Annotated in this window: 21 protein-coding genes; 14 read left to right on the forward strand and 7 right to left on the reverse strand. The window is 59.1% G+C overall.

Annotated elements, in window-relative coordinates:
* Positions 1-103 precede the first annotated feature (103 nt).
* Both R3O64_RS07595 and R3O64_RS07600 read right to left on the reverse strand, forming a co-directional pair.
* On the reverse strand, positions 104-1,894 hold the full coding sequence (locus R3O64_RS07595) for a DEAD/DEAH box helicase (RefSeq protein WP_070522009.1): 1,791 nt from the start codon (positions 1,892-1,894) through the stop codon (positions 104-106).
* Between the two features lie 94 nt (positions 1,895-1,988).
* The gene (locus R3O64_RS07600; RefSeq protein ID WP_012715089.1) at positions 1,989-2,240 is read right to left on the reverse strand and encodes a DUF3039 domain-containing protein; all 252 of its coding nucleotides are present in this window, start codon (positions 2,238-2,240) and stop codon (positions 1,989-1,991) included.
* A gap of 48 nt (positions 2,241-2,288) precedes the next feature.
* On the opposite strand from R3O64_RS07600, the gene R3O64_RS07605 reads away from it, so the two are divergent.
* The 6 genes from R3O64_RS07605 to galE all read left to right on the forward strand — a co-directional run bounded on the left by R3O64_RS07605 (position 2,289) and on the right by galE (position 8,033).
* Entirely contained in the window at positions 2,289-2,771 is a 483-nt protein-coding gene (locus R3O64_RS07605) for a DUF3099 domain-containing protein (protein ID WP_339016470.1), read from the forward strand.
* A gap of 78 nt (positions 2,772-2,849) precedes the next feature.
* Entirely contained in the window at positions 2,850-4,391 is a 1,542-nt protein-coding gene (locus tag R3O64_RS07610) for a DUF7059 domain-containing protein (RefSeq protein ID WP_180952039.1), read from the forward strand.
* Positions 4,392-4,470: 79 nt separating this feature from the next.
* A complete protein-coding gene (gene dtd / locus R3O64_RS07615; RefSeq protein ID WP_070531341.1) occupies positions 4,471-4,947 on the forward strand; it encodes a D-aminoacyl-tRNA deacylase in 477 nt (158 codons plus the stop codon).
* A 138-nt stretch (positions 4,948-5,085) separates the two neighbouring features.
* Positions 5,086-6,081, forward strand: a complete 996-nt coding sequence (locus R3O64_RS07620) for a sigma-70 family RNA polymerase sigma factor (RefSeq protein ID WP_010190233.1) — start codon at positions 5,086-5,088, stop codon at positions 6,079-6,081.
* Positions 6,082-6,364: 283 nt separating this feature from the next.
* Positions 6,365-7,045, forward strand: coding sequence for a metal-dependent transcriptional regulator (locus R3O64_RS07625; protein ID WP_143334833.1), 681 nt, complete (start codon positions 6,365-6,367; stop codon positions 7,043-7,045).
* Between the two features lie 4 nt (positions 7,046-7,049).
* On the forward strand, positions 7,050-8,033 hold the full coding sequence (gene galE, locus R3O64_RS07630) for a UDP-glucose 4-epimerase GalE (protein WP_070596688.1): 984 nt from the start codon (positions 7,050-7,052) through the stop codon (positions 8,031-8,033).
* Here galE and R3O64_RS07635 read toward each other — a convergent pair.
* On the reverse strand, positions 7,990-9,144 hold the full coding sequence (locus R3O64_RS07635; RefSeq protein ID WP_070531347.1) for a DUF4192 domain-containing protein: 1,155 nt from the start codon (positions 9,142-9,144) through the stop codon (positions 7,990-7,992). The genes galE and R3O64_RS07635 overlap by 44 nt on opposite strands.
* 350 nt (positions 9,145-9,494) lie before the next feature.
* On the opposite strand from R3O64_RS07635, the gene R3O64_RS07640 reads away from it, so the two are divergent.
* The 5 genes from R3O64_RS07640 (at position 9,495) to R3O64_RS07660 (ending at position 15,603) form a co-directional block, all read left to right on the forward strand.
* The gene (locus R3O64_RS07640) at positions 9,495-10,514 is read left to right on the forward strand and encodes a PAC2 family protein (RefSeq protein WP_070521987.1); all 1,020 of its coding nucleotides are present in this window, start codon (positions 9,495-9,497) and stop codon (positions 10,512-10,514) included.
* Positions 10,515-10,615: 101 nt separating this feature from the next.
* Positions 10,616-13,189 carry a DEAD/DEAH box helicase gene (locus R3O64_RS07645; protein ID WP_339016482.1) on the forward strand — a complete coding sequence of 858 codons (2,574 nt, stop codon included), beginning with the start codon at positions 10,616-10,618 and terminating at the stop codon, positions 13,187-13,189.
* A gap of 167 nt (positions 13,190-13,356) precedes the next feature.
* Positions 13,357-14,382 (forward strand): PTS sugar transporter subunit IIC, encoded by a 1,026-nt coding sequence (locus tag R3O64_RS07650; RefSeq protein WP_232748462.1) that lies wholly within the window; start codon positions 13,357-13,359, stop codon positions 14,380-14,382.
* 28 nt (positions 14,383-14,410) lie between these two features.
* Complete coding sequence (locus R3O64_RS07655) at positions 14,411-14,788, forward strand: hypothetical protein (protein ID WP_070531451.1); 378 nt, start codon at positions 14,411-14,413, stop codon at positions 14,786-14,788.
* A 104-nt stretch (positions 14,789-14,892) separates the two neighbouring features.
* On the forward strand, positions 14,893-15,603 hold the full coding sequence (locus tag R3O64_RS07660) for a VIT1/CCC1 transporter family protein (protein ID WP_101735667.1): 711 nt from the start codon (positions 14,893-14,895) through the stop codon (positions 15,601-15,603).
* A 109-nt stretch (positions 15,604-15,712) separates the two neighbouring features.
* Here the strand turns inward: R3O64_RS07660 and R3O64_RS07665 are convergent, their stop codons facing one another.
* The gene (locus tag R3O64_RS07665) at positions 15,713-16,246 is read right to left on the reverse strand and encodes a carboxymuconolactone decarboxylase family protein (RefSeq protein ID WP_070524463.1); all 534 of its coding nucleotides are present in this window, start codon (positions 16,244-16,246) and stop codon (positions 15,713-15,715) included.
* A gap of 43 nt (positions 16,247-16,289) precedes the next feature.
* Entirely contained in the window at positions 16,290-16,883 is a 594-nt protein-coding gene (locus tag R3O64_RS07670; RefSeq protein WP_070524465.1) for a peroxiredoxin, read from the reverse strand.
* 173 nt (positions 16,884-17,056) lie between these two features.
* On the opposite strand from R3O64_RS07670, the gene R3O64_RS07675 reads away from it, so the two are divergent.
* Positions 17,057-18,016 carry a hydrogen peroxide-inducible genes activator gene (locus R3O64_RS07675; RefSeq protein WP_070531365.1) on the forward strand — a complete coding sequence of 320 codons (960 nt, stop codon included), beginning with the start codon at positions 17,057-17,059 and terminating at the stop codon, positions 18,014-18,016.
* A gap of 140 nt (positions 18,017-18,156) precedes the next feature.
* On the opposite strand, the gene R3O64_RS07680 is transcribed toward R3O64_RS07675, so the two are convergent.
* On the reverse strand, positions 18,157-19,224 hold the full coding sequence (locus R3O64_RS07680) for a hypothetical protein (protein ID WP_339016490.1): 1,068 nt from the start codon (positions 19,222-19,224) through the stop codon (positions 18,157-18,159).
* Between the two features lie 108 nt (positions 19,225-19,332).
* On the opposite strand from R3O64_RS07680, the gene hrpA reads away from it, so the two are divergent.
* Positions 19,333-23,208 carry an ATP-dependent RNA helicase HrpA gene (hrpA, locus tag R3O64_RS07685; RefSeq protein ID WP_339016492.1) on the forward strand — a complete coding sequence of 1,292 codons (3,876 nt, stop codon included), beginning with the start codon at positions 19,333-19,335 and terminating at the stop codon, positions 23,206-23,208.
* Here hrpA and nrdR read toward each other — a convergent pair.
* Positions 23,205-23,663, reverse strand: a complete 459-nt coding sequence (gene nrdR / locus R3O64_RS07690) for a transcriptional regulator NrdR (RefSeq protein WP_010190258.1) — start codon at positions 23,661-23,663, stop codon at positions 23,205-23,207. The genes hrpA and nrdR overlap by 4 nt on opposite strands.
* A 756-nt stretch (positions 23,664-24,419) precedes the next feature.
* On the opposite strand from nrdR, the gene lexA reads away from it, so the two are divergent.
* Positions 24,420-25,142 carry a transcriptional repressor LexA gene (lexA, locus tag R3O64_RS07695; RefSeq protein ID WP_070531375.1) on the forward strand — a complete coding sequence of 241 codons (723 nt, stop codon included), beginning with the start codon at positions 24,420-24,422 and terminating at the stop codon, positions 25,140-25,142.
* Positions 25,143-25,322 lie beyond the last annotated feature (180 nt).

Raw genomic sequence — 25,322 nt, forward strand, 5'->3', positions numbered from 1 at the left:
TTTCTCCTTAGGTTTTCTTTGGCCTAGAGCACTCTTCTCACAATGCTGCCGAGCCTACCCTTCGCCACCGGATACTGTGCCGGATTCTACTGCGTCCGCGCAGCTACCACTTGCGCAGATAATCGATGCGCTCTTGCAACTGCTCAGCGTTACACAGCGCGGTAGGAGGTCCGCCGCAGGCCTTGCGCGCTTCGGTGTGGATGGCTCCGTGCGGGCGGCCGGTGCGCTGAGCGGTGATGGAGACCACCGTGTTGAGCTCCTTGCGCAGCGCGGAAATCTCATCCACCACGCCTGACTGGGATCCGGTGCTGCTTGCCGACGCCTCCGCCCCACGCTTGGGCGCATGCGGGGTGCCGTAGAGCTTGCGACGTTGTTCCTCCGCCGCCTCAGCAGCCCGGCGCGCCTTCTCCTCTGCCTCACGGCGATCCATCTCATCGGACTGTTTCTTGCGAAGGAGGTCCTTGACCTGGTCTGCGTCGAGAAGCCCGGGAATTCCGAGGAAGTCTTCTTCTTCGTCGGTGATATTGCCCGTGGTGAACTGCGAGCCGTTGTAGAGCAGGCCGGAGAATTCTGCTTCCGCGCCGAGGGACTCATAGGAAGGCTCGAGCATGTCCGGCTCGGACTTCTTCTTATTGGCGTCCTCGAGCAACTCATCGTCCCAGCCCTCCTTGTCGGGGTTCTTCTCCCCTCCGAGGACGTGGTCGCGCTGCTTCTCCATGTTCTCCGCCAGCCCCAGCAGGACCGGGACAGACGGCAGGAATACCGAGGCGGTCTCTCCCGGCATACGGGAGCGCACGAAGCGGCCGATGGCCTGAGCAAAAAAGAGCGGGGTCGAGGCAGACGTGGCATAAACACCCACTGCGAGGCGCGGAACGTCGACACCCTCGGACACCATGCGTACGGCCACCATCCACTCGTCGGTGGATTCGGAGAACTCTGCGATACGCGCGGAGGAACCCGGGTCATCGGAAAGGATGACGGATACCGGAGTGTTCGAAATCTGCTTGAGGATCTTCGCGTAGGCGCGCGCCGTCGTCGTATCGGTAGCGAGTACGAGGCCGCCGGCATCCGGCATGTTGCGGCGCATCTGCATCAGACGCGTGTGGGCAGCTTGAAGGACGGTGGGGATCCACTCGCCCTTGGGGTCCAGAGCAGTGCGCCACGCGCGGGCGGTCTGCTCCGGATTGAGGATATCGCCCAAGCGGGCCGCATGCTCCTCGCCGGCACTATCGCGCCAGCGAGACTCGCCGGAGTAGCTGAGGAAGACCACGGGGCGCACGACGCCGTCGGCAAGCGCATCGCCATAGCCGTACGTGTGATCGGAGCGGGAGACCAAGTGCCCCTCACCGTCCTCCTCGTAGCGCACGAAAGGAATCTGGGAATCATCCGAGCGGAAGGGCGTACCGGTCAGCGCCAGGCGGTGTTCCACGTCGTCGTAGGCCTCGCGCACGCCGTCACCCCAGCTCTTGGCGTCGCCGGCGTGGTGGATCTCATCGAGAATCACCAAGGTGCGCCGGGCTGAGGCCACCGCGCGGTGCTTAAAGGGGTGCATCCCTACCTGGGCGTAAGTCACCACCACGCCATCCATGGCGGGGTTGACTCCAGAAGAGTTCGTGAACTTCGGATCCAGCGCGAGCCCCACGCGGGAGGCAGATTCAGACCACTGCACTTTGAGGTGCTCGGTGGGCACCACCACGATCACGCGCTCTACGGTACGGTCCGCCATGAGCTCTGTGGCCACGCGCAGGGCGAAGGTAGTCTTACCTGCGCCTGGCGTTGCCACCGCCATGAAATCCTTCGGCTTGGTGGCCAGGAATTTATCCAAGGCCGCGCGTTGCCACACACGCAGCGAACCATTATTGGCAAATCTTTGTGCTGGAGTCTGTGTAGACACGGTCAGCGACTATCCCCCTCTAGTTATCCCAACATCCCGCTCTTGTGAAAGTCTTCGTTTTACGTCGACGCAACATTACGCGTCGACGGCACGCTTAGCGGCGGCGCAGGCTCTTATATACCCGCTCGCAGTCCGGGCACACGGGCGAACCAGGCTTGGCTTGCTTGGTGACAGGGAAGGTCTCACCACAGAGGGCAACGACGTACTTACCGTTGACCGCGGAATCGAGGATCTGGTTCTTCTTTACATAGTGGAAAAACTTCGGGGTGTCGTCGTTGGTCGACGTATCCTCGCGGACATCAGGGCGTTCAATAGTCTTAGTCGTCGTACTCACGCCCACTATCATGCCGCATCGGTATCGAAGTTGGCGAGTCCTACCGCTACGCTGGTGGGCATGACCCCTTCGAACTCGCGCGATAACGCCCGCCATACCCCACGATCGGGGCGGCGGCGTGGGCGTCGATTCGGGCGCAAGGCTTATCTCATTACAACCGCCAAACTCGCTCCCGGCCAGGACCGGCATCGCCGCGAAGTTATCTACTCAATTTTGCAGTTTCTGCGCATCCCTTCGCTGCTTCTAGCTGGTGTCATGGTGTATGCCTGGCATTGGTGGATTGCCGCCGCCATCGTCGTGGGCGTCACCTTCCCGCTTCCCTGGATAGCCGTGGTCATCGGCAACGGGCGGGGGCAGAAGAAGGACAAACGCGACAAAGCGGTCTACAAGCCCGCGCTCGCCCGACAGATGGCGCAGACACGGCGCGAACAAATCACCAGCGGTGCTCACGGCGAACTTCCCGGCGCGCCCTCATCGGACACTTCCCCCTCGGGCACGGACGCGGAGAGTTCAACGACCAACACAATTGAGCACGAAGATTAAGAAGTCACCGTTTCCTTCCCCCAACTATCAAAGGATATTTTTGTGAGCACCCAACAGCCCTCCCCTTTCGGCCCGGCGATGAACCCGGACAACCCCATCGCAGACGTTGCGGAAGAACTAGCCCACGTCTTTGCTGAGGCAGGGTTGAGCGCGGACGGTATCGCGGGACACCTGGGGCCGGAGTACACCGAAGCGCTACATCGCGGCGAGCCAGCCGCCGTGGCACTGGGAGCCAACGGTGATTCCCGCCTGGACCACCTCATCCGGATCTTCCTGCTGCACGAACACGTACCGGCCACGCTGCTTTCCGACGTCCTCGGAGCACGCCTAGCCACCCGGCTGCTCGACTGCGGCGCAGTGCTTACCGACGAGCACGGCACCGCCTACGTGGCTTATGACATTCGGCCACACGTCATCGTGGGTAAGAACCGCATCGTGTTTTCCGATGTTGATGCTTCCCTAGTGGATCACGTGCCCGGCTCCGAGCACGTGTTGGGAGTAGGCTCTGCCAGTCTCTCCCTCTTGCACTCGACCCCGACCACACCCGTGTCCTCAGTACTAGACCTGGGCACGGGTTCTGGCGTACAAATCCTTGGGCAACTGGAGTCTGCTGAAAAAATTGTTGCGACCGACGTTCACGAGCGAGCCCTCCAACTTGCCCGCGCTACTGTCGCTGCTGCAGGCGCAGAAAACCGTGTTGAGCTTCGCCAGGGTTCTTGGTTCGAGCCCGTGCAGCACGAGAGCTTCGACCGAATCGTTGCTAACCCTCCGTTCGTGGTGGGCTTGCCCAAGGTGGGCCACGTGTACCGGGATTCCGGCCTCAATCTGGATGGAGCAAGTGAGCTTGTCATATCGCAAGCTGTGGAGCACCTCAATCCTGGGGGCACCGCACACATTCTCGCTGCGTGGGTACACCAAGGCGACAAGTCTTGGCAGCAGCGGGTTGCCTCGTGGCTGCCGGATACCGGCGTGGCCGCGTGGATCATTCAGCGCGATGTGGCGGACCCTGCGCTCTATGTTTCCACGTGGTTGAGCGATGAATCCGTGGATGTTCGCAGTGCCGAAGGCCAGGAGCGTTCACGCCGTTGGCTGGAGCATTTCCGCGATCATGATGTCACCGGCATCGGGTTTGGTTTCGTGGCTATCCAGCGCATTGCAGACGGCGAGCCCTCCGATATTTTGGCAGAAACCATGGCGCAGCCGGTCATCGATCCGCTCGGGCCCGAAGTGGAGGAATACTTTGCTCGCATTGAATGGCTACGCAACCTGGTGCCGGGTGAGCTGGAAACAAAGCATGTGCAGCTGCGCCCAGGTGTCGCCCGCGAAGACGTTTCACTGCCCGACACGGAGCTTGGCATGGGCTTTGAGCGCGCAGCATTACGGCTCAGCCGCACGGACGGTCCGCGCTGGCAGCATGACGTCGACGAGCACCTCGCGGCGATCGTCGCCGGGCTCAATCCCCACGGGCTGAGCATTGGGGAGACCATCGAGCTCTATGCCGCCGCGCAGGGCTTTGAGGAATCCGAGTTGGTTAGCGCCGCGCTTCCAGCCATTGTGGATCTCATCCGCCATGGGCTTCTCATCCCTACGGAATTGTTGGCATTTAGCAACACTGAGTAGTCCCCTCCTTTCCCTCAAGCCCCTCGCGTTTGTCATCTGAGAAAGAACTCCTCACCAGAAAGGTCGTGTACTCCCTTCCATGCGTGCTGTCTTAACCCGCGTTTCCGAAGCTACCGTCACCGTAGACAACGACGTTGTCGGCTCTATTTCCTGCCCGGATACCGGCGGCGTCTTAGCGCTCGTCGGTATTTCCCGCGAGGACGTCGCGGCAGGTTCTGACTCCGGCACTGCCGAAGGACCAACCTTGGAAGAGCGGATGGACACGATGGCGCGCAAAATCGCTGAGCTGCGCGTCCTAGAAGGCGAGACGAGCGTGGCCGACAGCGGTGCGCCTGTTCTGGTGGTAAGTCAGTTCACCCTCTACGGACGAACGGCCAAAGGCAGGCGCCCATCGTGGTCAGATGCCGCACCGGGTGAAGCCGCGCAGCCGGTTATCCAGGGAGTTGTCGCTCGCCTTCGCGAGCGCGGAATCACTGTGGAAGAAGGCCGCTTTGGAGCGATGATGCGCGTGTCCTCCATCAATGAAGGACCGTTTACCGTGCTCGTTGAGGTCTAGCTTCGGCGCGCCTCCCCCAAAATGGCCTAAAACCTCTCGCACATCCCGGGTGATTAAACATTTTTGGGCCCGTGGGAACTATCTGACGCGAAGGCCCGTTGTAGGGGATGAACCAAGCCGCAACTTAGGAGGCATGAGATGGCCACATCATCCGCTGCTAGCGTCCAGGACGAGGACGGACAGGAAGTTGACCGCGGCTCACGCCGTAACCAGACCAATGACAATCCCTCCGCGGACTTGGTCCGCGTTTACCTCAATGGAATCGGCAAGACTGCGCTGCTGAGCGCCGAGGACGAGGTTGAATTGGCGCAGACCATTGAGGTTGGCCTCTACGCCGAGTACAAGCTTGCCAATGCTGAGAAGTTGACTCGCGCGGAGAAGCGTGACCTGAAGATTTTGGCCCGCGAAGGTAAGAAGGCACGCTCCCACCTCTTGGAAGCAAACTTGCGCCTCGTGGTCTCCCTGGCTAAGCGCTATACCGGCCGCGGCATGCCGCTACTGGATCTCATCCAGGAGGGTAACTTGGGCCTGATTCGCGCTATGGAGAAGTTTGACTACGCCAAGGGCTTCAAGTTCTCCACATACGCAACCTGGTGGATCCGCCAGGCCATTACCCGCGGCATGGCTGACCAGTCCCGGACAATTCGCCTCCCTGTACACCTAGTTGAGCAGGTTAATAAGCTTTCGCGCATCAAGCGCGAGATGTACCAATCCCTAGGCCGCGAGGCTACGAACGAGGAGCTCGCAGAGGAATCGGGAATCGAAGAGTCCAAGATCGAAATGCTGCTGCGTCAGTCCCGCGATCCTGTCTCCTTGGATATGCCGGTGGGCACCGATGAAGAGGCTCCACTGGGAGACTTCATTGAGGATGCCGAAGCAACGGACGCCGAAACCGCCGTGGTTGCTTCGATGCGCCACTCCGATATCCGCTCCGTCATTGGTTCTTTGGAGGAGCGCGAGCAGGACGTCATCCGTTTGCGCTATGGCTTGGATGATGGGGTTCCGCGCACCCTCGACCAGATTGGCCGCAAGTTCGGTCTCTCCCGCGAACGCGTTCGCCAAATTGAACGTGAGGTCATGGCCAAGTTGCGCGAAGGCAACCGCGCCGATCGCCTCCGCGAATACGCACTTTAAATCTCTTATTCAAATCCTGGCATGAGCCATCGAGCCAGCTACCTGCTAGCCCAGCTGAAACAGCATTGTGGGCTTTGGCGGTCAGTGCTCGGTGGCTTTCGTCGTTCCACAAGGTCCCGCGAGGTTGCCGTGCCCCGTCGAACCCCGCCGGAGGCACAGCGCTGCGCGCTCAATACTTTCGACGAATGCGCTATTGTTTAAGATATTCTCTTAATACATCCTTATTACCGCGTCTAAACCTATGTGGCTACGCACCGCCCACAACGCAGAAAGGTAAGCCCACGTGAGGGACCTAGTTGACACCACGGAAATGTATCTGCGCACTATCTACGAGCTCGAAGAGGAAGGCATCACTCCCCTCCGCGCGCGGATCGCAGAGCGTTTAGAGCAGTCTGGGCCAACCGTATCTCAGACCGTGGCTCGTATGGAGCGCGATGGCCTGCTCCACGTGCGCACTGATCGCAGCCTCGACCTCACCCAACAGGGCCGCGAATTGGCAACCAACGTCATGCGCAAGCACCGCCTAGCTGAACGCTTGCTCACAGACGTCCTTGGACTGGATATCGACAAGGTCCACGACGAGGCCTGCCGGTGGGAACACGTCATGAGTGAAGAGGTAGAAAAGCGCGTCGTCGCGGTATTGGAGGATTCCTCGCGCTCACCATTCGGCAACCCCATCCCAGGCTTGGCACAGTTGGGTACGACCCCGGTGGAGCTCGACTTGGGAACCCGCGCCATCGACCTCCCTACGGGACAAGAAACTGAAGCCACCATCGTGCAAATCAATGAGGTTTTGCAGGCCGATAGCTCGACCTTCGATGATCTTTATTCCTGCGGAATCCAAATCGGTTCGCAGGTGACGGTGGTCAATGAGAGCGGAACCATTACGCTGACGACGAAATCTGGGCATACCGTCGAGCTTGTCGACGAACTCGCCCACGCCATCCGAGTTAAGGAGAAGTAATACGATGAAGCTATTAGTTACCGGTGGTGCCGGATATGTCGGCAGTGTGTGCGCGGCAGTCTTGGTCGAAAAAGGCCACGACGTCACCATCATCGACAACTTCTCTACCGGCAACCGCGAGGCCATCCCAGAGCAGGCACGTCTCGTTGAAGGCGACGTCGCTGATGTCGCCCGTGAGGTGTTGTCTGAAGGTGGATTCGACGGCGTGCTGCACTTTGCGGCGCGTTCCCTCGTCGGTGAATCCGTTGAAGCCCCCGCTGACTATTGGCAGCATAATGTCGTAACCACGCTGACGCTCCTGAACGCCATGCGGGAATTCGAGGTCACAAACCTCGTCTTTTCCTCGACCGCGGCAACCTACGGCGAGCCGGCGCAAGTGCCAATTACGGAGTCGATGCCTACGCAGCCAACGAATCCCTACGGCGCCTCCAAACTCGCAATTGACTACATGATCACGTCGTATGCCACTGCCTACGGCCTTGGGGCGACCTCCTTGCGCTACTTCAATGTCGCCGGAGCCTACGGCACCATTGGAGAAAACCGCGAAGTAGAAACCCACCTCATTCCCCTCGTCCTGCAGGTAGCGCTGGGGCACCGCGACAAGATTTTCATCTTCGGCGATGACTACAACACCGCCGACGGCACCGCGGTCCGGGATTACATCCACATCCGAGACCTGGCAGAGGCCCATGTCCTAGCGCTGGAGAGCAACGCCGCAGGAACGCACCGCATCTACAATCTTGGCTCCGGGGATGGCTACTCCGTCAAACAGGTCATTGAGGCCTGCCGCGAAGTAACCGGTCACCCCATCCCGGCTGAGCTTGCACCTCGCCGCGCTGGGGATCCCGCAACACTCGTGGCCTCCTCGGAAAAGATCAAATCCGAGCTCGGGTGGAACCCCAGCCGCACCGATCTAACCACCATCGTGACAGACGCGTGGAACTTCACCCAGCAGCTCGGCGAGCGGGCACATTCTGCGCATCGCTAGCCGCATCCTCTGAATGCTCCTCCCCTTCCCCTATAGCGTTTTCATAGGCTTTGAGGGCGCCTGTATGAATTGAGTCCCGAATCTTTTCGTGCAGGCCATGACGGTATGCCTGGCACAGGAGTGAGCCTAGGCGGTGGCTGGGAAATTCTTCCACGACGAGCTGCAATGCAGGGCCGGCGAGGATATCCCACTCCTGTTCCAGCTGCGCCAGCGCAAAGAGAGTCAGCGCGTTTGCCCGCAACTCGCCGCCGAATGTCCGCGCCGCCGCCAGAAGGAGATGCGCTCCCGTTTCGCCCGACGTCGCGCACACGTTCACGACGAGGTCACGCGTCCACGTCGTTGACAGCCACACAGCACAGGTTGCCAGCAGCTCACTGTCCTGCTCAGCCTCCTCCACCGACGCCACCTGGCGAAGCGCCCACCGAGCATCGTCGAGGAAGTGATCCAAGAGGTCCTTTCGTTTCTTTCCCCGCGCAGCTGCTACCTGCGCACGATACTGCGTCGCCGCATCTTGCGCTTGCCGCGCCAAGGCATCGGCTTCGGCAGCATCCAGATACTGGTTCCCTGCGGCAAAGACAGCAAAGAACTCCTCCCTATTGAGCTCCGGTACAACATTGTGGTCGACGCAAGAGCGCATCGAGGGGGCGTCGGTCAGCGCCGGTATTGTCCCCTCAACCCACTTCTTCATTGGCCCGCTTCCATCCGCGTTGACGGTTCCATGAAGCAAGACATAAGCCTCATGTTTGGTGATTTCCCGGGTATGCCACGCAGCGTCGACCTCCAGCCCGTCCTCGGCGCGGTCTAGGCCATATAGCCAGTGAGCCACCTCCCTGAGCTCGGTGAGGGGACGCTTCGAAATAAGGAATGCAAACACACCTTCGCGGGCGTGCTCGGCCAGTAACGGCGAGATGTCCACTACTGCCCCTTGGGCATCTGCGATGTCGACGCGTGCAAGCGGGCCCATTGCTGGGCCCCGCGGGGTGGTATCGATAGCCATGAAAACCACCGATTCAGTGGGATAGAAGCCTAGGAGGCCAGGGATGTTTGCGAGGAGGTGACCTGGGGTCGTTATTGGTGGAGTGCGGTCTGTATGCGTTGAGTGTGTGTTCATACCTTGTAGCCTGAACCACACTTACCTCGATTCGCTAGAGCACTAAGACCGTCCACGGCACATCTGTGGATAACGAGTCCGGGCTAGTGCGCAGTCCACTGGAAGTAGCCCGGTTTTCCACACCCAGCAAGTGGAAACCTGGCACAACCAGCCTCCATATGGCATGCTTGAACGATCATCACTGGTTCCCTGCGGGAGCCCCCGCGCGTACAGACCAGCTTCGCGTTCGCCCCGGACGCCCAGTCGCCTCTGGGAATAGGCGGTAAGCCTTAAGCGTTGCATGTCACAGAACACTGATTGAGGTCGTACGCTCGAGAACAAGCACACGGCTAGAAGGAGGAGTCACAACCATGCAGGAAGAACAGCGCCGCATGTACGAGCTGGAGTACCCCGCTCCAGTGGTCAAGGATGATTCCACTCCAGGCGCAGGCCCCACAATGATCGTTGCCATGAATGGCTACGCCGATGCAGGCCAGGCCGTTGAAGCCAGCGCTGATCACCTCAAAGCCGCGTTGGAAAACCGCCAGCTGGCCTCGTTTAATAACGACGAACTCATTGACTACCGTTCACGCCGCCCTGCCGTCACTATCGACCATGACCGCACCGTGGAGATTGAGAACACGGATTTGGGCATCAAGGTATTGCGGGATAATTCCGGCACGCCTTTCTTGCTACTGTCCGGACCGGAACCGGACTTGCGGTGGGAGGCCTTTACGGATGCGGTAGTGAACTTGGTTGAAAAGTTCGATATCAAGAACACCATCATGCTCTACTCCGCGCCCATGCCGGTGCCACACACCCGCCCCACGGTGGTCACTGCGCACGGCAATGCCCCGGAACTCCTTAACTCTATGGTGCGCATGGAATCCACCATGATGGTCCCCGGCGCAGCCGCCCTGTATATTGAGCGTGCCTTGGATAAGAAGGGCCGCCGCGTGGCCGGCTATACCGCGCATGTGCCGCATTATCTGGCGGCCTCGCCTTATCCAGCGGCCACGCTCCGTCTTCTGGATTCGGTTGCCTCAGCCGTCGACCTCAACATTCCCTTGGGTAGCTTGGAGGCAGACGTGGCTCGCGTCAACCAGCAGCTCGAGGAGCAGGTGACGGATTCTGAAGAGATCGCGGGCGTGGTCCGCCAGTTGGAAGAGCAGTACGACGCTTATATGGAGCGCTACCGTTCCCGCCATCCGCAGGCCATTATGCCGGGTGAAGAGCACATGCCTACGGGCGAGGAGATCGGGGCTGACTTCGAGGCTTTCCTTGCCGGGCTCGATGACAACCCGGATATCCTCTCTGAAGACATCGACGACCGCGAGGATAACTACGGGCGAGACGAGGGCCCCGGCTCAGACATGGACGATGACGTCTAACCTCAGATAAGCTCAACACGCCGCGGCTGTCGAGGGTCTCGGTCGTTCACAGCCGCAGGGCGGAGACTTATACTCTAAGGCTTTCGCCTAAGGTGGGACGGGTGAACCTTTCTCAGATGTTGCCCGATCTCGCCGAAGTCCCCGAGCCGATGGTTGATGAGGCCATCTGGGACACGTTTTTATCGTGGACCTCCGGCCGTGGAATCTCGCTGTACCCGGCGCAGGAAGAGGCCTCTTTAGCTATCCTCGCGCAGGATAACGTCATCTTGGCCACGCCTACCGGGTCCGGTAAGTCCATGGTGGCCAATGCCGCCCACTTCATAGCTTTAGCGCGAGGGCAGCGCAGTTTTTATACCGCACCTATCAAGGCCTTGGTGAGCGAGAAATTCTTCGCTCTCTGTGAGATTTTTGGCCCAGAAAACGTTGGCATGATGACCGGCGATGCCACCGTGAACGGTTCCGCTCCCATCATTGCTGCGACCGCTGAGATTGTGGCGAATATTGCGCTACGCGATGGCTCAGAAGCTGCCATCGATCAGGTGGTCATGGATGAGTTCCACTACTATTCTGAGCCGGATCGCGGTTGGGCCTGGCAGGTTCCGCTGTTGGAATTGCCGAAAGCACAGTTCTTGCTCATGTCCGCGACCTTGGGCGATACGACGTGGCTGGAGAAGGACTTAACTGAGCGCACCGGACGCACGACGACGCTCGTGGCTGGGACAACCCGCCCAGTCCCGTTGGACTTCTCTTACGTCTTTTCCGCAGTCCATGAAACCATCGAGGATTTGCTCGCTGGTGGCAAGGCTCCTGTCTACGTTGTCCACTTCTCCCAGCGCGAGGCCTCAGAGCGCGCGCAAGCATTGACGTCGCTGTCAAAGATCATCACCCCAGAGGAGAAGGAGTCCATTGCCGCTGAGCTCGCGGGATTCCGATTCACCACGACGTTCGGCAGGGACCTGTCTAAGCTGCTTCGCAAGGGAATTGGTGTGCACCATGCCGGCATGCTGCCGAAGTATCGGCGCTTGGTGGAGCGGCTGGCCCAAAAGGGTCTACTCAAGATCATTTGCGGAACGGATACCTTAGGTGTTGGCATCAATGTTCCAATCCGCACGGTGTTGATGACGGGCCTGGCCAAGTATGACGGAACCCGTCAGCGGATCCTCAAGTCCCGCGAGTTTCACCAGATTGCCGGTCGCGCCGGCCGCGCAGGCTATGACACGGAAGGCACGGTCGTCGTAGAGGCGCCGGAGCACGAGATCGAAAACGCCAAAGCGCGGCGGCGCGTGGGCGATGACCCGGCGCGCCTAAAGAAACTGAAGAAGAAGTCCGCGCGCGACGGTGAGGTCTCTTGGTCGGAGCAGACCTATGCCCGGCTTATCGACGCCGAACCGGAGCAGCTCACTTCCCAATTCCGGGTCTCCAATTCCATGCTGCTCAATGTGCTCGCCCGCCACGGCAACGGTTACGAACACCTAAAACACCTGCTGCGTACGAGTCACAACACGCGTGCGCGCCAGAACGAAGACATCTTAACGGCGCTGAGCCTGTTTCGAGGGCTTCTCAATTCAGGCGTGGTCCAAAAATCCACCAAGGGTCTCGACATCTATGGACGCCCGTACCACGTGGTGCGGGAAATGCCGCGCGATTTCGCCTTGAACCAACCTTTGGGGCCCTTCGCGTTGGCGGCACTCACCTTGCTGGATCCGGAATCGGACACCTATGCCCTCGACGTCATCTCGGTCTTCGAGGCGGTGCTCGATGATCCTCGCCAAGTCCTAATTGCTCAGCAAAAGCAACGCCGTGGCGAGGAGATCGCGGCGCTCAAAGCAGACGGGGTGGACTACACCGAACGCATGGCCATCGTGGAAGACATCACCTGGCCGAAGCCACTCGAAGAGCTCTTGGAGCAGGCCTACGACACTTTTTGCGAAACCAATCCTTGGGCCAAGGAATTTGAGCTGCGTCCTAAGTCTGTGGTTCGCGACATGCTAGAGAGCGCCATGACCTTCTCCGACCTTGTCGCCACCTACGGACTCGCCCGCTCTGAAGGCGTCATCCTGCGCTACCTCACTGATGCTTGGCGCACGCTCAAGCAGTCGATCCCTGCCGAGTTCCTTACCGAGGAGCTCGAAGACATCATCGTCTGGCTCGGAGAACTTATCCGCCAGGTTGATTCTTCGCTCGTCGACGAGTGGGCTGAAATGGCCGGCGAGGACTCCCCCATTTCCCAGGCGGATTTGGACCGCGAATTGGCCTTCGGCGTTGAGGATCCCACCGCCTTGACAGCCAATCAGCGCGCCTTTGGCATCATGGTGCGCAACTACTTCTTCCGGCTCGCGCAGCTCTTTGCCTTGGAGAAGGAAGATCGCTTGGCAGATTTGTTGGATTATTTGGAGGAGATCCCCGACTTTGGCCAAGCTCTCGATGACTACTTCGATGACTACGATGACATCGATACTGGGCCAGCAGCACGGGGGCCGGAGTACTTTGTCCTGGACAAGGGCGACAAGGGCTCAGGGGCTCGTGGCGTCGGGGGTTCACGATCGTGGACCGTCCGGCAGATCCTCAAGGACCCAGAGGGGGACAACTCCTACCACATCGTTGGCACTGTCGATTTGGATGCCTCCGATGAGGCTGGTGAAGTCCGGCTGTCCGAACTACGCGTGGAATACTAGGGAATTTAAATACACCCTTCCTTTGTTATTATTCTCCGTCAACCGCATATTATGCGTATGATTGGGGAATGAGCACGCCACAGCAGATCGACGAACGCCAGCTTTCCCCCATCCCCCACGCCAGCGCCGCGCCCGCGGCCGAGCATCTCGCTCTCGGATCCTTCACCATGAAGGTTCTCAACGGCATCTCGATCGCCGTCGTCGTGTCGCTCGTCCCGCAGGCCTTGCTCGGCGAGTTGGCCAAGGCGCTGCTCCCCTTCTGGTCCGGCGCGTCCACCGTAATAGCGCTGACGGGTCTAGCCGCCAGCCTTTTACCTGTGATGATTGGTGTCCTCGTAGGCATCGAATTCAAGATGACACCGATTCAGACCGCAGCCGTGGGCATTGCTTCCTTCTGCGGCTCCGGGGTGGCCACCGTCAATCCCGAAGGCGGCTTCTTCCTCAAAGGCACCGGGCTCGTCATCAACTCTGGATTAACCGCAGCCATGGCAGTTGGTTTGCTCCTCTTCATCGGCGATAGGCTCAAGAATTACTCCATCTTGTTGCTTTCCACCATCGTGACGCTCGTTGCGGGCAGCATCGGATGGGTCGTCACCTTCCCCATCGTCAAGGTCTTTACGCTGTGGCTTGGTGACCTCGTGAACGGTGCGACAACTTTGCAGCCGGTCCTCATGGGCATAGTCCTCGCCGTTCTTTTTGCAGTCATGATCGTCTCCCCAGTCTCCACCGTCGGCATTGCTACCGCCATCTTTATCGACGGCATCGCCTCTGGCACCGCCAACCTCGGGGCCGTTGCCGCAGGTTTCACGCTCCTCGTTGCCGGCTGGCGCGTAAACGGCTTCGCCACCTCCATCCTGCATGTTCTGGGCTCTCCCAAAGTGCAGATGGCCAATATGTTGTCCAAGCCGGTCACCTTCCTTCCCGTCATTTGCTCCGCCGCAATCCTGGGCGCAGTTGGTGGCGCTCTAGGGATCTCGGGCACACCAATCTCCGCCGGTTTCGGAATTTCCGGACTCATGGGCCCGCTGGCGGCTCTCAATTACGAAGGGTGGGGATGGAGCGCCGGCAACGTGATGATCATTACCTTCGTTTATGTCGTACTTCCCCTCGCCCTTGCGCTGCTCTTTTGCTGGCTCTTTGAAAAGGTTCTGCACTTAACCAAATCTGAATACTTTTCCCTCGATTTCAAGTAGCGACATGGGGAGTACAGTGGGCGCCACTATGACTAACCCAAAATCCCCAGCCACCAGCATCCACCTTGCCGGCGTTAGTTTTGAGACGCATGAGGACTCAGTCACTGTGCATTGGCTCCTCGGAGGCATGCCCCACCACCGTGACGTCGTCTTTAAGCTGCACACCCTCGACCTTCAGCTCATCGCCCACTTCGAGCAAGCCAACCTCAGCTCGATGGAGATCGCTTCATACGGAGAAGACACGAGGGACGCCCACCGTCCAGTTGATTATCAATACAACTACTCCCCCGAGGCACTCGCAATCACGCTGCCCACCGCCCACTTTGATCTCAAAGAGGAAGTCTTCACGATGGGCCTGTCAGTGGACGGCATCCCCTGCGGTGAGTGGACGGGAACGATTACCTAAGCCTTCACTCCCTACACACAGCGAAGCCTATACACGCTTCACAGGACTCTGACCAGCGACGATACTGGAGTAAGAGCAGTTCTCTAGGATTCAAGGAGCTGGAAATGGCACACCATGTCAACGAGCCCCATGGCGATTCACACAACGCGCGGTTAAATTCCCTTCGGGCGGGAGTTCTCGGCGCCAATGACGGCATCGTCTCCGTCGCTGCACTTCTGCTCGGCGTCGTGGGGTCGGGGGCGTCGGCAAGCGCCATCCTCACCGCCGGCTTGGCCGCAACCGTATCGGGAGCCGCGTCGATGGCGCTGGGAGAATACGTCTCGGTGTCAGCGCAGCGTGACTCCGAACGGATGATGATAGATAAGGAGACTCGCGAACTGGCGGAGCTTCCTGAACAAGAACACGCCGAACTCGTATCCATGTTGGCTGACTACGGCATGAACACCGCTACCGCAGACACCGCCGCACATGAGATCGCCGCCAAAGATAGGCTCTTGGAGGCACACCTGAGGCTGGAGATGGGCATCGATGGTGAGGACCTGACGAACCCTTGGCACGCCGCTTTCTGGTCGGCAGCATCTTTCCTTGCCGGTGCAGCGCTACCCCTCCTGTCAATCTTTATAGCCCCGATGAGCATGGCCGCAGCAGTCGTCGCCGTGATCACTCTCATTGCCCTGGCGATTACGGGCTACGTGTCTGCTCGCCTCGCCGGTACAAATGCCGCACGTTCCGTCTTCCGCCTCGTCATTGGTGGAGCGCTCGGGCTAGCCATTACCTATGGCATCGGCGTTGCCTTCGGCGGGGTCATCGGCTAGAAGGCCGCAAACCTCCCCAGCCCTTTGAGGCACAAAAAGTCCCACTCCCCTGTACATAATCACGGGAGTGGGACTTTCTATCGTGCGCCTAAGAAGGCATGCTGTTTATCTACTCAGCGGAGCGCACAGCCTCAGCCTGCAGCGCCTGCGCCACAGCCTGAACAACGCCTGCGACCTTGACGCCTTCCCAAATCTGCTCCTTGGTCACGCCCTCCTCCAACAGAGTATTGGCGTGTGCAGTCAGGCAGTGCTCGCAGCCATTGATAGCAGAGACAACGGTGCTCCACAGCTCAAACGTTGCCTTGTCTACGCCAGGCTTAGCAATGATGTTCATGCGCAGACCGAACTTGACCTGCGCGAAATCATCGCCCAACCAGCTCTTTGCGCGGTAGGCCACGTTATTCATAGCCATCACCGTGGCGGAGCCGAGAGCTGCGTCAACTGCCTCTTCGCTGAGGTGCTCGCGGGCTTCCTCAAGAATCTCCTTCAGGACCAGATCATTACGGGTGGCGGCCGCAGCAGCGACCAAGCTGCCCCACAGCTGCTCCTCATTCAGCTCGGTCGTACGCGTCAGCGTACCGATGTTGAGCTTCTGATCCTTGGCATACGCCGGAAGTGCGGACTTCAGGTTGTCGATGGACACTGAGTAACTCCTTTATGGTTGGACGGTTGTGCTTAGCGATGTCTTACAGTGCGGACTGAACGACCTCGAGCTTGTCGATGTTCTTCGTCGGGTCATTAGCCTCCCAGTTGCAGGCACAAACCTCTTCGGACTGCAGCGCATCGAGCACGCGCAGAACCTCATCAACGTTGCGGCCCACAGCGTCCGGGGTCACGGACACGAACTGGATAACACCGTCCGGGTCAATGATGAAAGTTGCGCGGTCAGCAACGCCGTCGGCGTTCTCCACACCGAGGGCTCGGATGAGGTCGTGGCGAATATCAGAGAACATCGGGAACGGGACTTCCTTCAGCTCCGGGTGGGTTGCACGCCAGTTGAAGTGCGCAAACTCATTGTCGGTGGAGCCGCCGAGGATCTGGGTATCGCGGTCCTGGAATTCCTCATCCAGCTTGCCGAAGGCTGCGATCTCAGTCGGGCACACAAAGGTGAAGTCCTTCGGGTAGAAGAATACAACCTTCCACATCCCCTGGTACTTGTCCAAAGACACCTGCTCGAAGTAATCCTCCGGCTGGTTAGCGTTGACGTCGTGGAGGTCGCCGCCCTTCAGCGCAGTCAGTTCGAACTCTGGGAACTTCTCACCAACGGTCAAGATAGGCATAGAAGATTCAACTCCTTCAATAGTCACAACAATGCACAAAAGTGATGTAAATCTCTACGACCACACACCATTTTGCCTTTTAGCTGGTACGCAGCCGCTCGCTTGTTAAGTATGCCACGAACCCTCTCACACGTCAATAGGCCTGACGAATTAGAGATGTTAGAGTTATAGGCATGAACAATAAGGAGTATCGCCCAACCCTCGCCCAGTTGCGCACCTTCGTCACGATTGCGGAGAACAAACACTTTGGCTCCGCGGCCGCCAAACTCGATATCTCCCAGCCTTCGCTCTCCCAAGCACTCGTCGCCCTCGAACAAGGCTTGGGCGTCCAGCTCATCGAGCGCTCTACCCGCAAAGTCATCGTGACGTCCACCGGCGAGGCGCTCCTCCCCTACGCCAAGGCAACGCTCGAAGCTTCCGATGCCTTCCTCAGCCAAGCCCACGGTGCAAGCGGTACGTTAACTGGCCCCCTCACCATCGGAATCATCCCCACCATCGCGCCCTATATTTTGCCGGGGCTGCTGAAATCCATCAGCGAAACCTACCCCGATCTAGAACCACGCTTCGTCGAGGAGCAGACTCAACACCTGTTAGACAAGCTGCGCGAGGGCAGCTTAGACCTCGCTGTGGCCGCACTGCCCACCGAGGCCACCGGGATGGTCGAGACTCCTCTCTATAGCGAATCCTTTACCGTCGTAACACCGGCAGGGCACCCGCTCGCGGGGCGCGAGGATCTCACGCTCGAAGAGCTTGCAGACCTTGACCTTTTGCTGCTTGACGACGGCCACTGCCTCCGCGACCAAGTCCTCGACCTATGCCGTCGCGCCAAGGTGAACCCCTCCGAAGCCACCAATGCCGTCACCCGAGCATCATCGCTGACCACTATCCTGCAGCTCGTCATGGGGAATCTAGGCACTACCCTTGCCCCTGAATCAGCACTCGCAACGGAATGCCAAAACCCGCAGCTTGCGGTCGCCCGTTTCGCCCCCACGGTAACGGCGGAGCGCCAGGTTGGACTCGTTTTCCGATCGTCTGCAGCCCGCGCTGATGAATTCCGCGCCTTTGGCTCTTTGGTCACCGCCGCCTTCCAGGACGCTGCGGAACGCTCCCGAGCCCTCTTCCCGGCCTCATAATTCAAGCCCCCGACTCTAATGGCGTTAAAAACTACAACGCCGCCCTTGGCTTACCCCTTTTAGTGCGACCCGCCTCGATAGGCGGTGGCTAAACAAGAGGAAAGCTTAGGCGGCGTTGCGTTATAGGTTTGGCTTAAGCCTTAAGCTGCCGGAGCATAACGCCCCTGGCACTGGCGGCACAGGTGCGCTGTCGCCAGCTGAAGGGCCGGCGCGATAATAATCAGAGCCAAGCCCAAGGTAATAAGGGACGCGAAACCCAAGAGGCCAGACAGGACAATAAACAGCAAAAGGTGGCTGTAGTTTTCCTTGCCCAGCTTGAGTCCCTGGGAGAAAGCCTCGCCGATCGAGGAGGTATCGGCTGCCAACCAGGGCATGAGGGTAAAGAAGGGCTGAATAAACAGCGCAATCAGCATCACTACTAGGAGCCCACCAAAGATGGAGCCAACGAGCGCGAAAACATCGCTCTGGCTGAGTTGCTCCGGATTCTGGAGATCCATCGAAGAGACTCCACCCAGGCCGACAACAAACAGAACGACGACCACGATGACGATGGAAATCGCGACAAGAACACCCAAAACAAGGTTCACTACGAGTGGCGGCACCCAGCGAACTCCCTGGAACAGGGTTCCCCATGTGGGGCTCGGCTTATCGATTTCACGGTAGGCCAAACGATAAACAACCAGAGAAATGACAAAGGACAGGATGGACACCACGAAGGAGAAGAGGTCCACCATGACAGAGGTTTCCGCCCCATCGGCACTCTGCGCACCAACGCTGAGTCCGATTTGTGGGACGAACTGAATAGCAAACACAACGACGGCGCCCAACACCCACAAAAGTGCGTTGCCGAGCGCGGCCTTGAATCCCCATTTGATCGCTTCGATAGCGCTGACTGGACCCGTATAGGCCGGACCGGCACCTGGGCCGAGGCCCTCTTGGCCGGAGCTATTCCCATAGCTCGCACCGGCATAACCCGGCTGGCCAGCATCGTACCCACCATAGGACTGAGAGCCATAAGCTCCGCCACCATAGTTGCCATAGTTGCCGGATTGACCGAAACCAGCCTGGTCTTCTGGGTGGCTGGTGGGTTCATACTTTGGAAGCCCACCAGTGTTCCCGGAGGAATTACCGGGGCCGTTCTGCGGGTTGCTTCCGAACCCTCCGTTGGAGCCGTTGTCCTCCGGATTCGAACCAAAAGGATTAGTCATTGATTGTGCCCTTCTTTAATCATTGTTCACACAGTCACCACGAGGGTACCAATTTCTCTACCTGGACCTGTGAGCGAATAGCCTTCCGAGTAGACTTTTAGGTCAACTATGACTGCTACTCGCGAAGATCTTTACGGCGCTCTCACAACAGTTTCTTTGAGTGATGAGCGCGCATTCCGTCGCCGCCTGCGCAAGGCTCGCTCTCCTAAGGCCCTTGCTGCGATCCAGGCCGATATCACAGCCGCCCAAGACAAGGTGAGCACCATCGATGCCAACGTGCCGCCGATTACCTACCCCGAGCAGCTTCCCGTCACCGGACGCCGCGACGATATCGCCGCGGCGATCGAAAAGAATCAGGTGGTCATCATCGCTGGTGAAACCGGTTCGGGAAAGACCACACAGATTCCAAAAATCTGCCTGGAACTCGGCCGCGGCCGGCGGGGGCTCATTGGCCATACCCAGCCGCGGCGACTAGCAGCGCGTACCGTCGCCGAGCGCATTGCAGAAGAACTTGATCAGTCGATCGGGGAGACAGTCGGCTATGCCATTCGCTTCGATGACAAAGTCTCCTCCACCACCGCCGTGAAGCTCATGACCGACGGCATCCTGCTGGCAGAGATGCAGCGCGACCGTTTCCTCAATGCCTACGACACGATCATCATCGATGAGGCACACGAGCGCTCACTCAACATCGACTTCCTCTTGGGCTACCTCAAGCGGCTGCTTCCCAAGCGTTCGGATCTGAAGGTCATCATCACCTCAGCAACGATTGATCCCGAGCGCTTCGCCGAACACTTCGCGGACGCTGAGGGCAATCCTGCCCCCATCATCGAGGTCTCCGGGCGCACCTACCCCGTGGAGATCCGCTACCGTCCGCTCGAGGTCGAATCGGGTGGCAAGACCATCGACCTCGATCCTCTCGACGCCCTCTGCGAAGCCATCGAGGAGCTCATGGCCGAAGGCGAAGGAGATATTCTGTGCTTCTTCCCCGGAGAGCGCGATATCCGCGACGCCATGGAGGCCATCGAGGGGCGCCACTGGCGCAACGTGGAGGTCACTCCGCTCTTCGGACGCCTGTCCAACCAGGAACAACATCGCGTCTTCCGCTCGCACCGCGGACGGCGCATCGTGCTCTCCACCAACATTGCTGAGACCTCGTTGACGGTGCCAGGCATTCGCTACGTCGTGGATACGGGAACGGCGCGTATATCGCGCTATTCCACGCGCACCAAGGTGCAGCGCCTCCCCATCGAGCCGATCTCCCAGGCAAGCGCCAACCAGCGCTCGGGCCGCTGTGGCCGCGTTGCGGATGGCATCGCCATCCGCCTGTACAGCGAGCAGGATTTCCTATCCCGCCCGGAGTTTACGGATCCCGAGATTCTGCGCACCAACCTGGCCAGCGTCATCCTACAGATGATTTCGCTGCGCCTTGGGGACATTGCTGACTTCCCCTTCGTCCAAGCCCCTGAGCCGAAGGCCGTACGAGACGGCCTACTTCTTCTGCACGAACTGGGCGCCCTAGAGGGCAAAGAAAAAGACGGACTACCTGTCCTGACCCGAATAGGCCGCGATCTTGCCCGCATCCCCGTAGATCCACGCATGGCCCGCATGCTGGTCGAGGCCAAGACTTCCGGGTGTCTCCACGACGTCATGGTCATCGTTGCTGCCATGACGATCCAAGATGTGCGCGAGCGGCCGAGCGACAAGCAAGCTCAAGCCGACCAGGCACATGCCCGCTTCAAGGATAAAACCTCCGACTTTGTGGCCATGCTCAACCTGTGGGACTTTGTCCAGGAAGCTCGCGATGAGATGAGCGGTAATGCTTTCCGCAAACGGATGAAGGCCGACTTCCTGCACTATATGCGCATCCGCGAGTGGTTCGATCTGGTGCGGCAGCTGCGGGATGTCGCCAAGCAGCTCGGGTGGAAAGCCCAGGAAAGCACAGAGCGTCGCCCCGATGACATCCATATGGCCTTGCTTTCTGGACTGTTGTCTAATATCGGCGCGCGTGATGGCAACTCTAAGGAGTTCATTGGCGCCCGCAATACCCGCTTCCTCGTCTTCCCCGGATCGGCACTGGCAAAGAAACCGCCCGAGTTCGTCATGGCGGCTGAGTTGGTGGAAACGTCGCGCCTGTGGGCGCGCGACGTTGCTGCCATCGACCCAGCATGGGTTGAAAAGCTGGCGAAGGATTTGCTGAAGCACAACTATTCTGACCCGACGTGGTCGCGAAAGCGCGGCTCTGCGGTCGTCACCCAACGCTCGACGCTTTATGGCGTCACTGTTGTCGCCGACCGGACCGTGCCCTATCACCGCGTGGATCCTGAGGCAGCGCGCGATATGTTCATCCGTAACGCGCTAGTCGACGGCGACTGGACCACTCACCACCACTTCTTCCACGACAACAAACGCAAACTCGCCGAGGCCTCCGAATATGAGGAGAAGGCCCGCCGGCGCGGACTCGTCGTGGACGAAGACACTCTCTTCGATTTCTACGATCAGCGCATCCCTGCGTCTGTCACCACCGCCCGGCATTTCGATTCCTGGTGGAAAAAGCAGAAGAACAAACATTCCTTGGACTTCGACCCCGAAGCTCTCCTCGAGGAGGACCACGATGTCACCGAGGATGCCTTCCCCGACCGTTGGTTGAAGGGAAGCATCGACTACGACTTGTCCTACAAGTTCGAGCCGGGAGACCCGCTCGACGGTGTCACACTCATGGTTCCCGTCCCGCTCCTCGCGGGGTTAGATACAGAAGGCTTCGATTGGCTGGTACCGGGCCTACGCCTAGAGCTCGTAACTGAGCTTATTCGCTCGCTGCCGAAGGCTCTTCGACGCACCGTGGTTCCGGCACCCGAGTTCGCTGAACGCGCACTGCCCAAGCTCTTGCCCTATGAGGGCACACTCACCGAGCAACTCGCTGCGGTTTTGCAAGAGATGGGCGGCCAAGGAATCAACGCCGGCGATTTCCGCCCCGACCAGCTCCCTCCGCATCTGCGCATGAACTATGCCGCAGTGGACAAGCGGGGCAAGGTCATCGACTCAGACCGCAACCTGCAGGCTCTAGTCCAACGCCAAGCCGGCCACATTTCCTCCTCGGTCTCACGCGTTGGCCGCGCCGCCGAATCCACTGCGGTCAAGGAATGGACGGAGGATACACTCGGCGCCATCGATGAGGAAGTGGTAACCGTCGTTGATGGACACGAGGTCACCGCCTACCCCGCGCTCGTAGCGACCAAGGACGGCGTGGCGCTCAAGGTCCATCCCACCAAGGCGGCTGCCGACGCCTCCATGATCACCACCACCCTAACCTTGCTGCTCCGGGAAATTACGGTGAATACGCAGCAGATGGTCAAAGGGCTTCCTCTACAGCAGCGGGTAGCCGTCGACTCCTACCCCCACGGCGGGGCGGAAGGACTTGTCAGTGATGCCCGGGTTGCCGCAGTACGCGACATCATGATGGAAAAGGGCGGCCCCGTGCGCACCCCCGGTGACTTCAATGCATTGCTCAACGCGGTCAAACCGGAGGTCCCGGGCAGAGTGCGCCAGGCAGTCGTTGCAATTGCGCCAGGCCTGGCAGAGTATTCCAATCTGGATGCTGAGCTGAAGCACTGGGAGGGGCCGGCCATCGATGATATTCGGGCCCAGCTCAATTTCCTGTTGCCCGCGCACGCCATCACCGTCCACGGAATCCAACATCTGCGCCATTTACCGCGCTATATCCAGGCCGCGCGCATCAGGCTTGAGGAAATGAACGTGGATCCGGACCGCGATGCTGACCGGCAGGCAGACGTCGACGAGGCCAAAGCCTATGTGGCCAATCGGTTGCGTTCCCTGCCTCCTGGCCGCGAAAAGACGCGAGAGGTTAAAGACATCTACTGGATGATTGAGGAACTGCGCGTATCGCTCTTCGCACAACGCCTGGGCACTGCCCACGCGGTGTCTTTGAGGAGAATCCAAAAGGCAGTGGATAAATTACGCTAAAAGCTATCGCGGTCGCGCCGACGCATGAGGCGGATTTCTGATTCAAAGTCGTCGGCGCTTTCAAAAGACTTATACACGGACGCAAAGCGCAGGTAGGCCACTTCATCGAGATCTCGCAGAGGTTCCAGGATGGCAAGGCCGATGTCATTGGCGTTGACTTGCGAGGAGCCGTGACTGCGCACGGTCTCTTCAACTTCTTGAGCGAGCTTCTTCAAAGCATCATCGCTAACGTCGCGCCCCTGGCATGCGCGTTTGACGCCTCGGATCAGCTTGTCGCGACTGAAAGGCTCAGCCAAGCCATTTCGCTTGACTACTGACAAGACTGCCTTCTCGATGGTGGTGAAGCGACCTTTGCACGCGGCGCATTCGCGACGCCGCCGGATCGAGGTTCCGCTGTCGATTACGCGCGAGTCAATAACGCGTGATTGTTCGTTGTGACAGAACGGGCAATACACAGTGCCGTATCCTTCCTTTCGACCAATGCGCACATGCTGCTGGCCCAAGGAATTCTAGCGCGAAGACACGACCGTCGTGGTCGAAGAGGTGCTCGCACTGTCAACCTCACTATCGATACTGAGGCCACCCCATACTGTGCCGATGAATACCGCGGCGCCAAAGACTGCTCCGAGCACATAGTTACCTACGTTCGACCGACTACGACGGCTGCCCGATGTTGCCCCGGCGGCCGAAACCTGGGAATTCACCGGAATTTCTGGACGGCACTGTGTTCTATCGTTTACGGCAAGAGTTCGAACACGAGACGGCCCATATGGAAGGTTGCGCGGGGCATCAGACGTGAGCGACCGAGACTGAGCGGGATCCCAGACCGCCGCTGGCGGCACTAGCACAGTCCGATTGCTAGACTTCTCGAGGGCCACCCCGCGCAGTACAGAGGCATTGTTTAATGCGATAGCCATGACGGTTCCTTTCTAGGTCTTCCTTATTCATTGAGACAATGCCCGAAGTGTACGAACCAAGCCCGACATCTTCGAACATCACCTTCGATCAACCGTTCGATTTGGTGTGTATGTTCGATTTATAGCAGGCCTTCGAATATTTGTCCACACTCGGGCGGCGTTAGTCGAACATTTTTTCTTTCCGTGCTAAAAAGGGAAGCGGAAGTATCACCAGCAGCCCACTCCCACTTATGTCCGGCACGCCAAAGCCGCGCACATCAACTCTGCACATCCCGACAGTTCCTAGGAGCAAGAATGGCCCGCAATCCGAAGCGAAGCGACCACCCTTCCCTCGATTCACTTTCCCCTCGCCAACGCCGCATCTTGGAAGTAATCCATGACGCCGTAATGTTGCGCGGCTATCCGCCAAGCATCCGCGAAATCGGTGACGCAACAGGCCTCCAGTCCACCTCGTCCGTGGCCTATCAGTTAAAGCAGCTGGAAGAGAAGGGCTTCCTTCGCCGCGATCCAAACAAGCCACGAGCTGTTGATGTGCGCCATTTCCCCGGCGCCGACGACCCCAAAAAGCCCGGACGAAAGACCGGGCAGGCAATCGCACCATCGGGAACCTCCACCCCTGACGCACCCGAAGACGCCGCCACCCCAAACTACATTCCTGTTGTGGGCCGCATTGCTGCTGGTTCCCCCATCACCGCCGAGGAGAACATCGACGCCTACTTCCCCATGCCGGGTGAAATCCTAGGCAGCGGCGAACTATATATGCTGCAAGTCGTGGGAGATTCAATGCAGGATGCAGGAATCCTCAACGGGGATTGGGTTATTATTCGCTCGCAGTCTGTTGCAGAAGAAGGCGAGTTCGTAGCCGCACTTTTGGATGGCGAAGAAGCGACCGTGAAGGAATTTCACCGAGATTCCTCCGGTGTATGGCTCCTCCCCCACAATGACGCTTACTCACCCATCAAGGGCGATGAAGCCGAAATCATGGGCAAAGTAGTATCCGTGTTCCGCAAACTCTAGAAACCATCCACCTCAGCGCTCCCTCAGGCCTTCCCCGCTCCACACCAATCACCCACTCGGTGCGGGCGAACCGGACTGGGGGATTGTTTCTTTTTACCCCCTTGTGTGTGTACATGCCCGATTTCGACCGTTTTAGCGTCCGAGATCACACATTCGGATACTTGCAGTACAACCGTAGGT

Origin of the sequence: Corynebacterium hesseae (genome assembly GCF_037850265.1) — a bacterium.
GTDB classification, from domain to species: Bacteria; Actinomycetota; Actinomycetes; order Mycobacteriales; family Mycobacteriaceae; genus Corynebacterium; species Corynebacterium hesseae.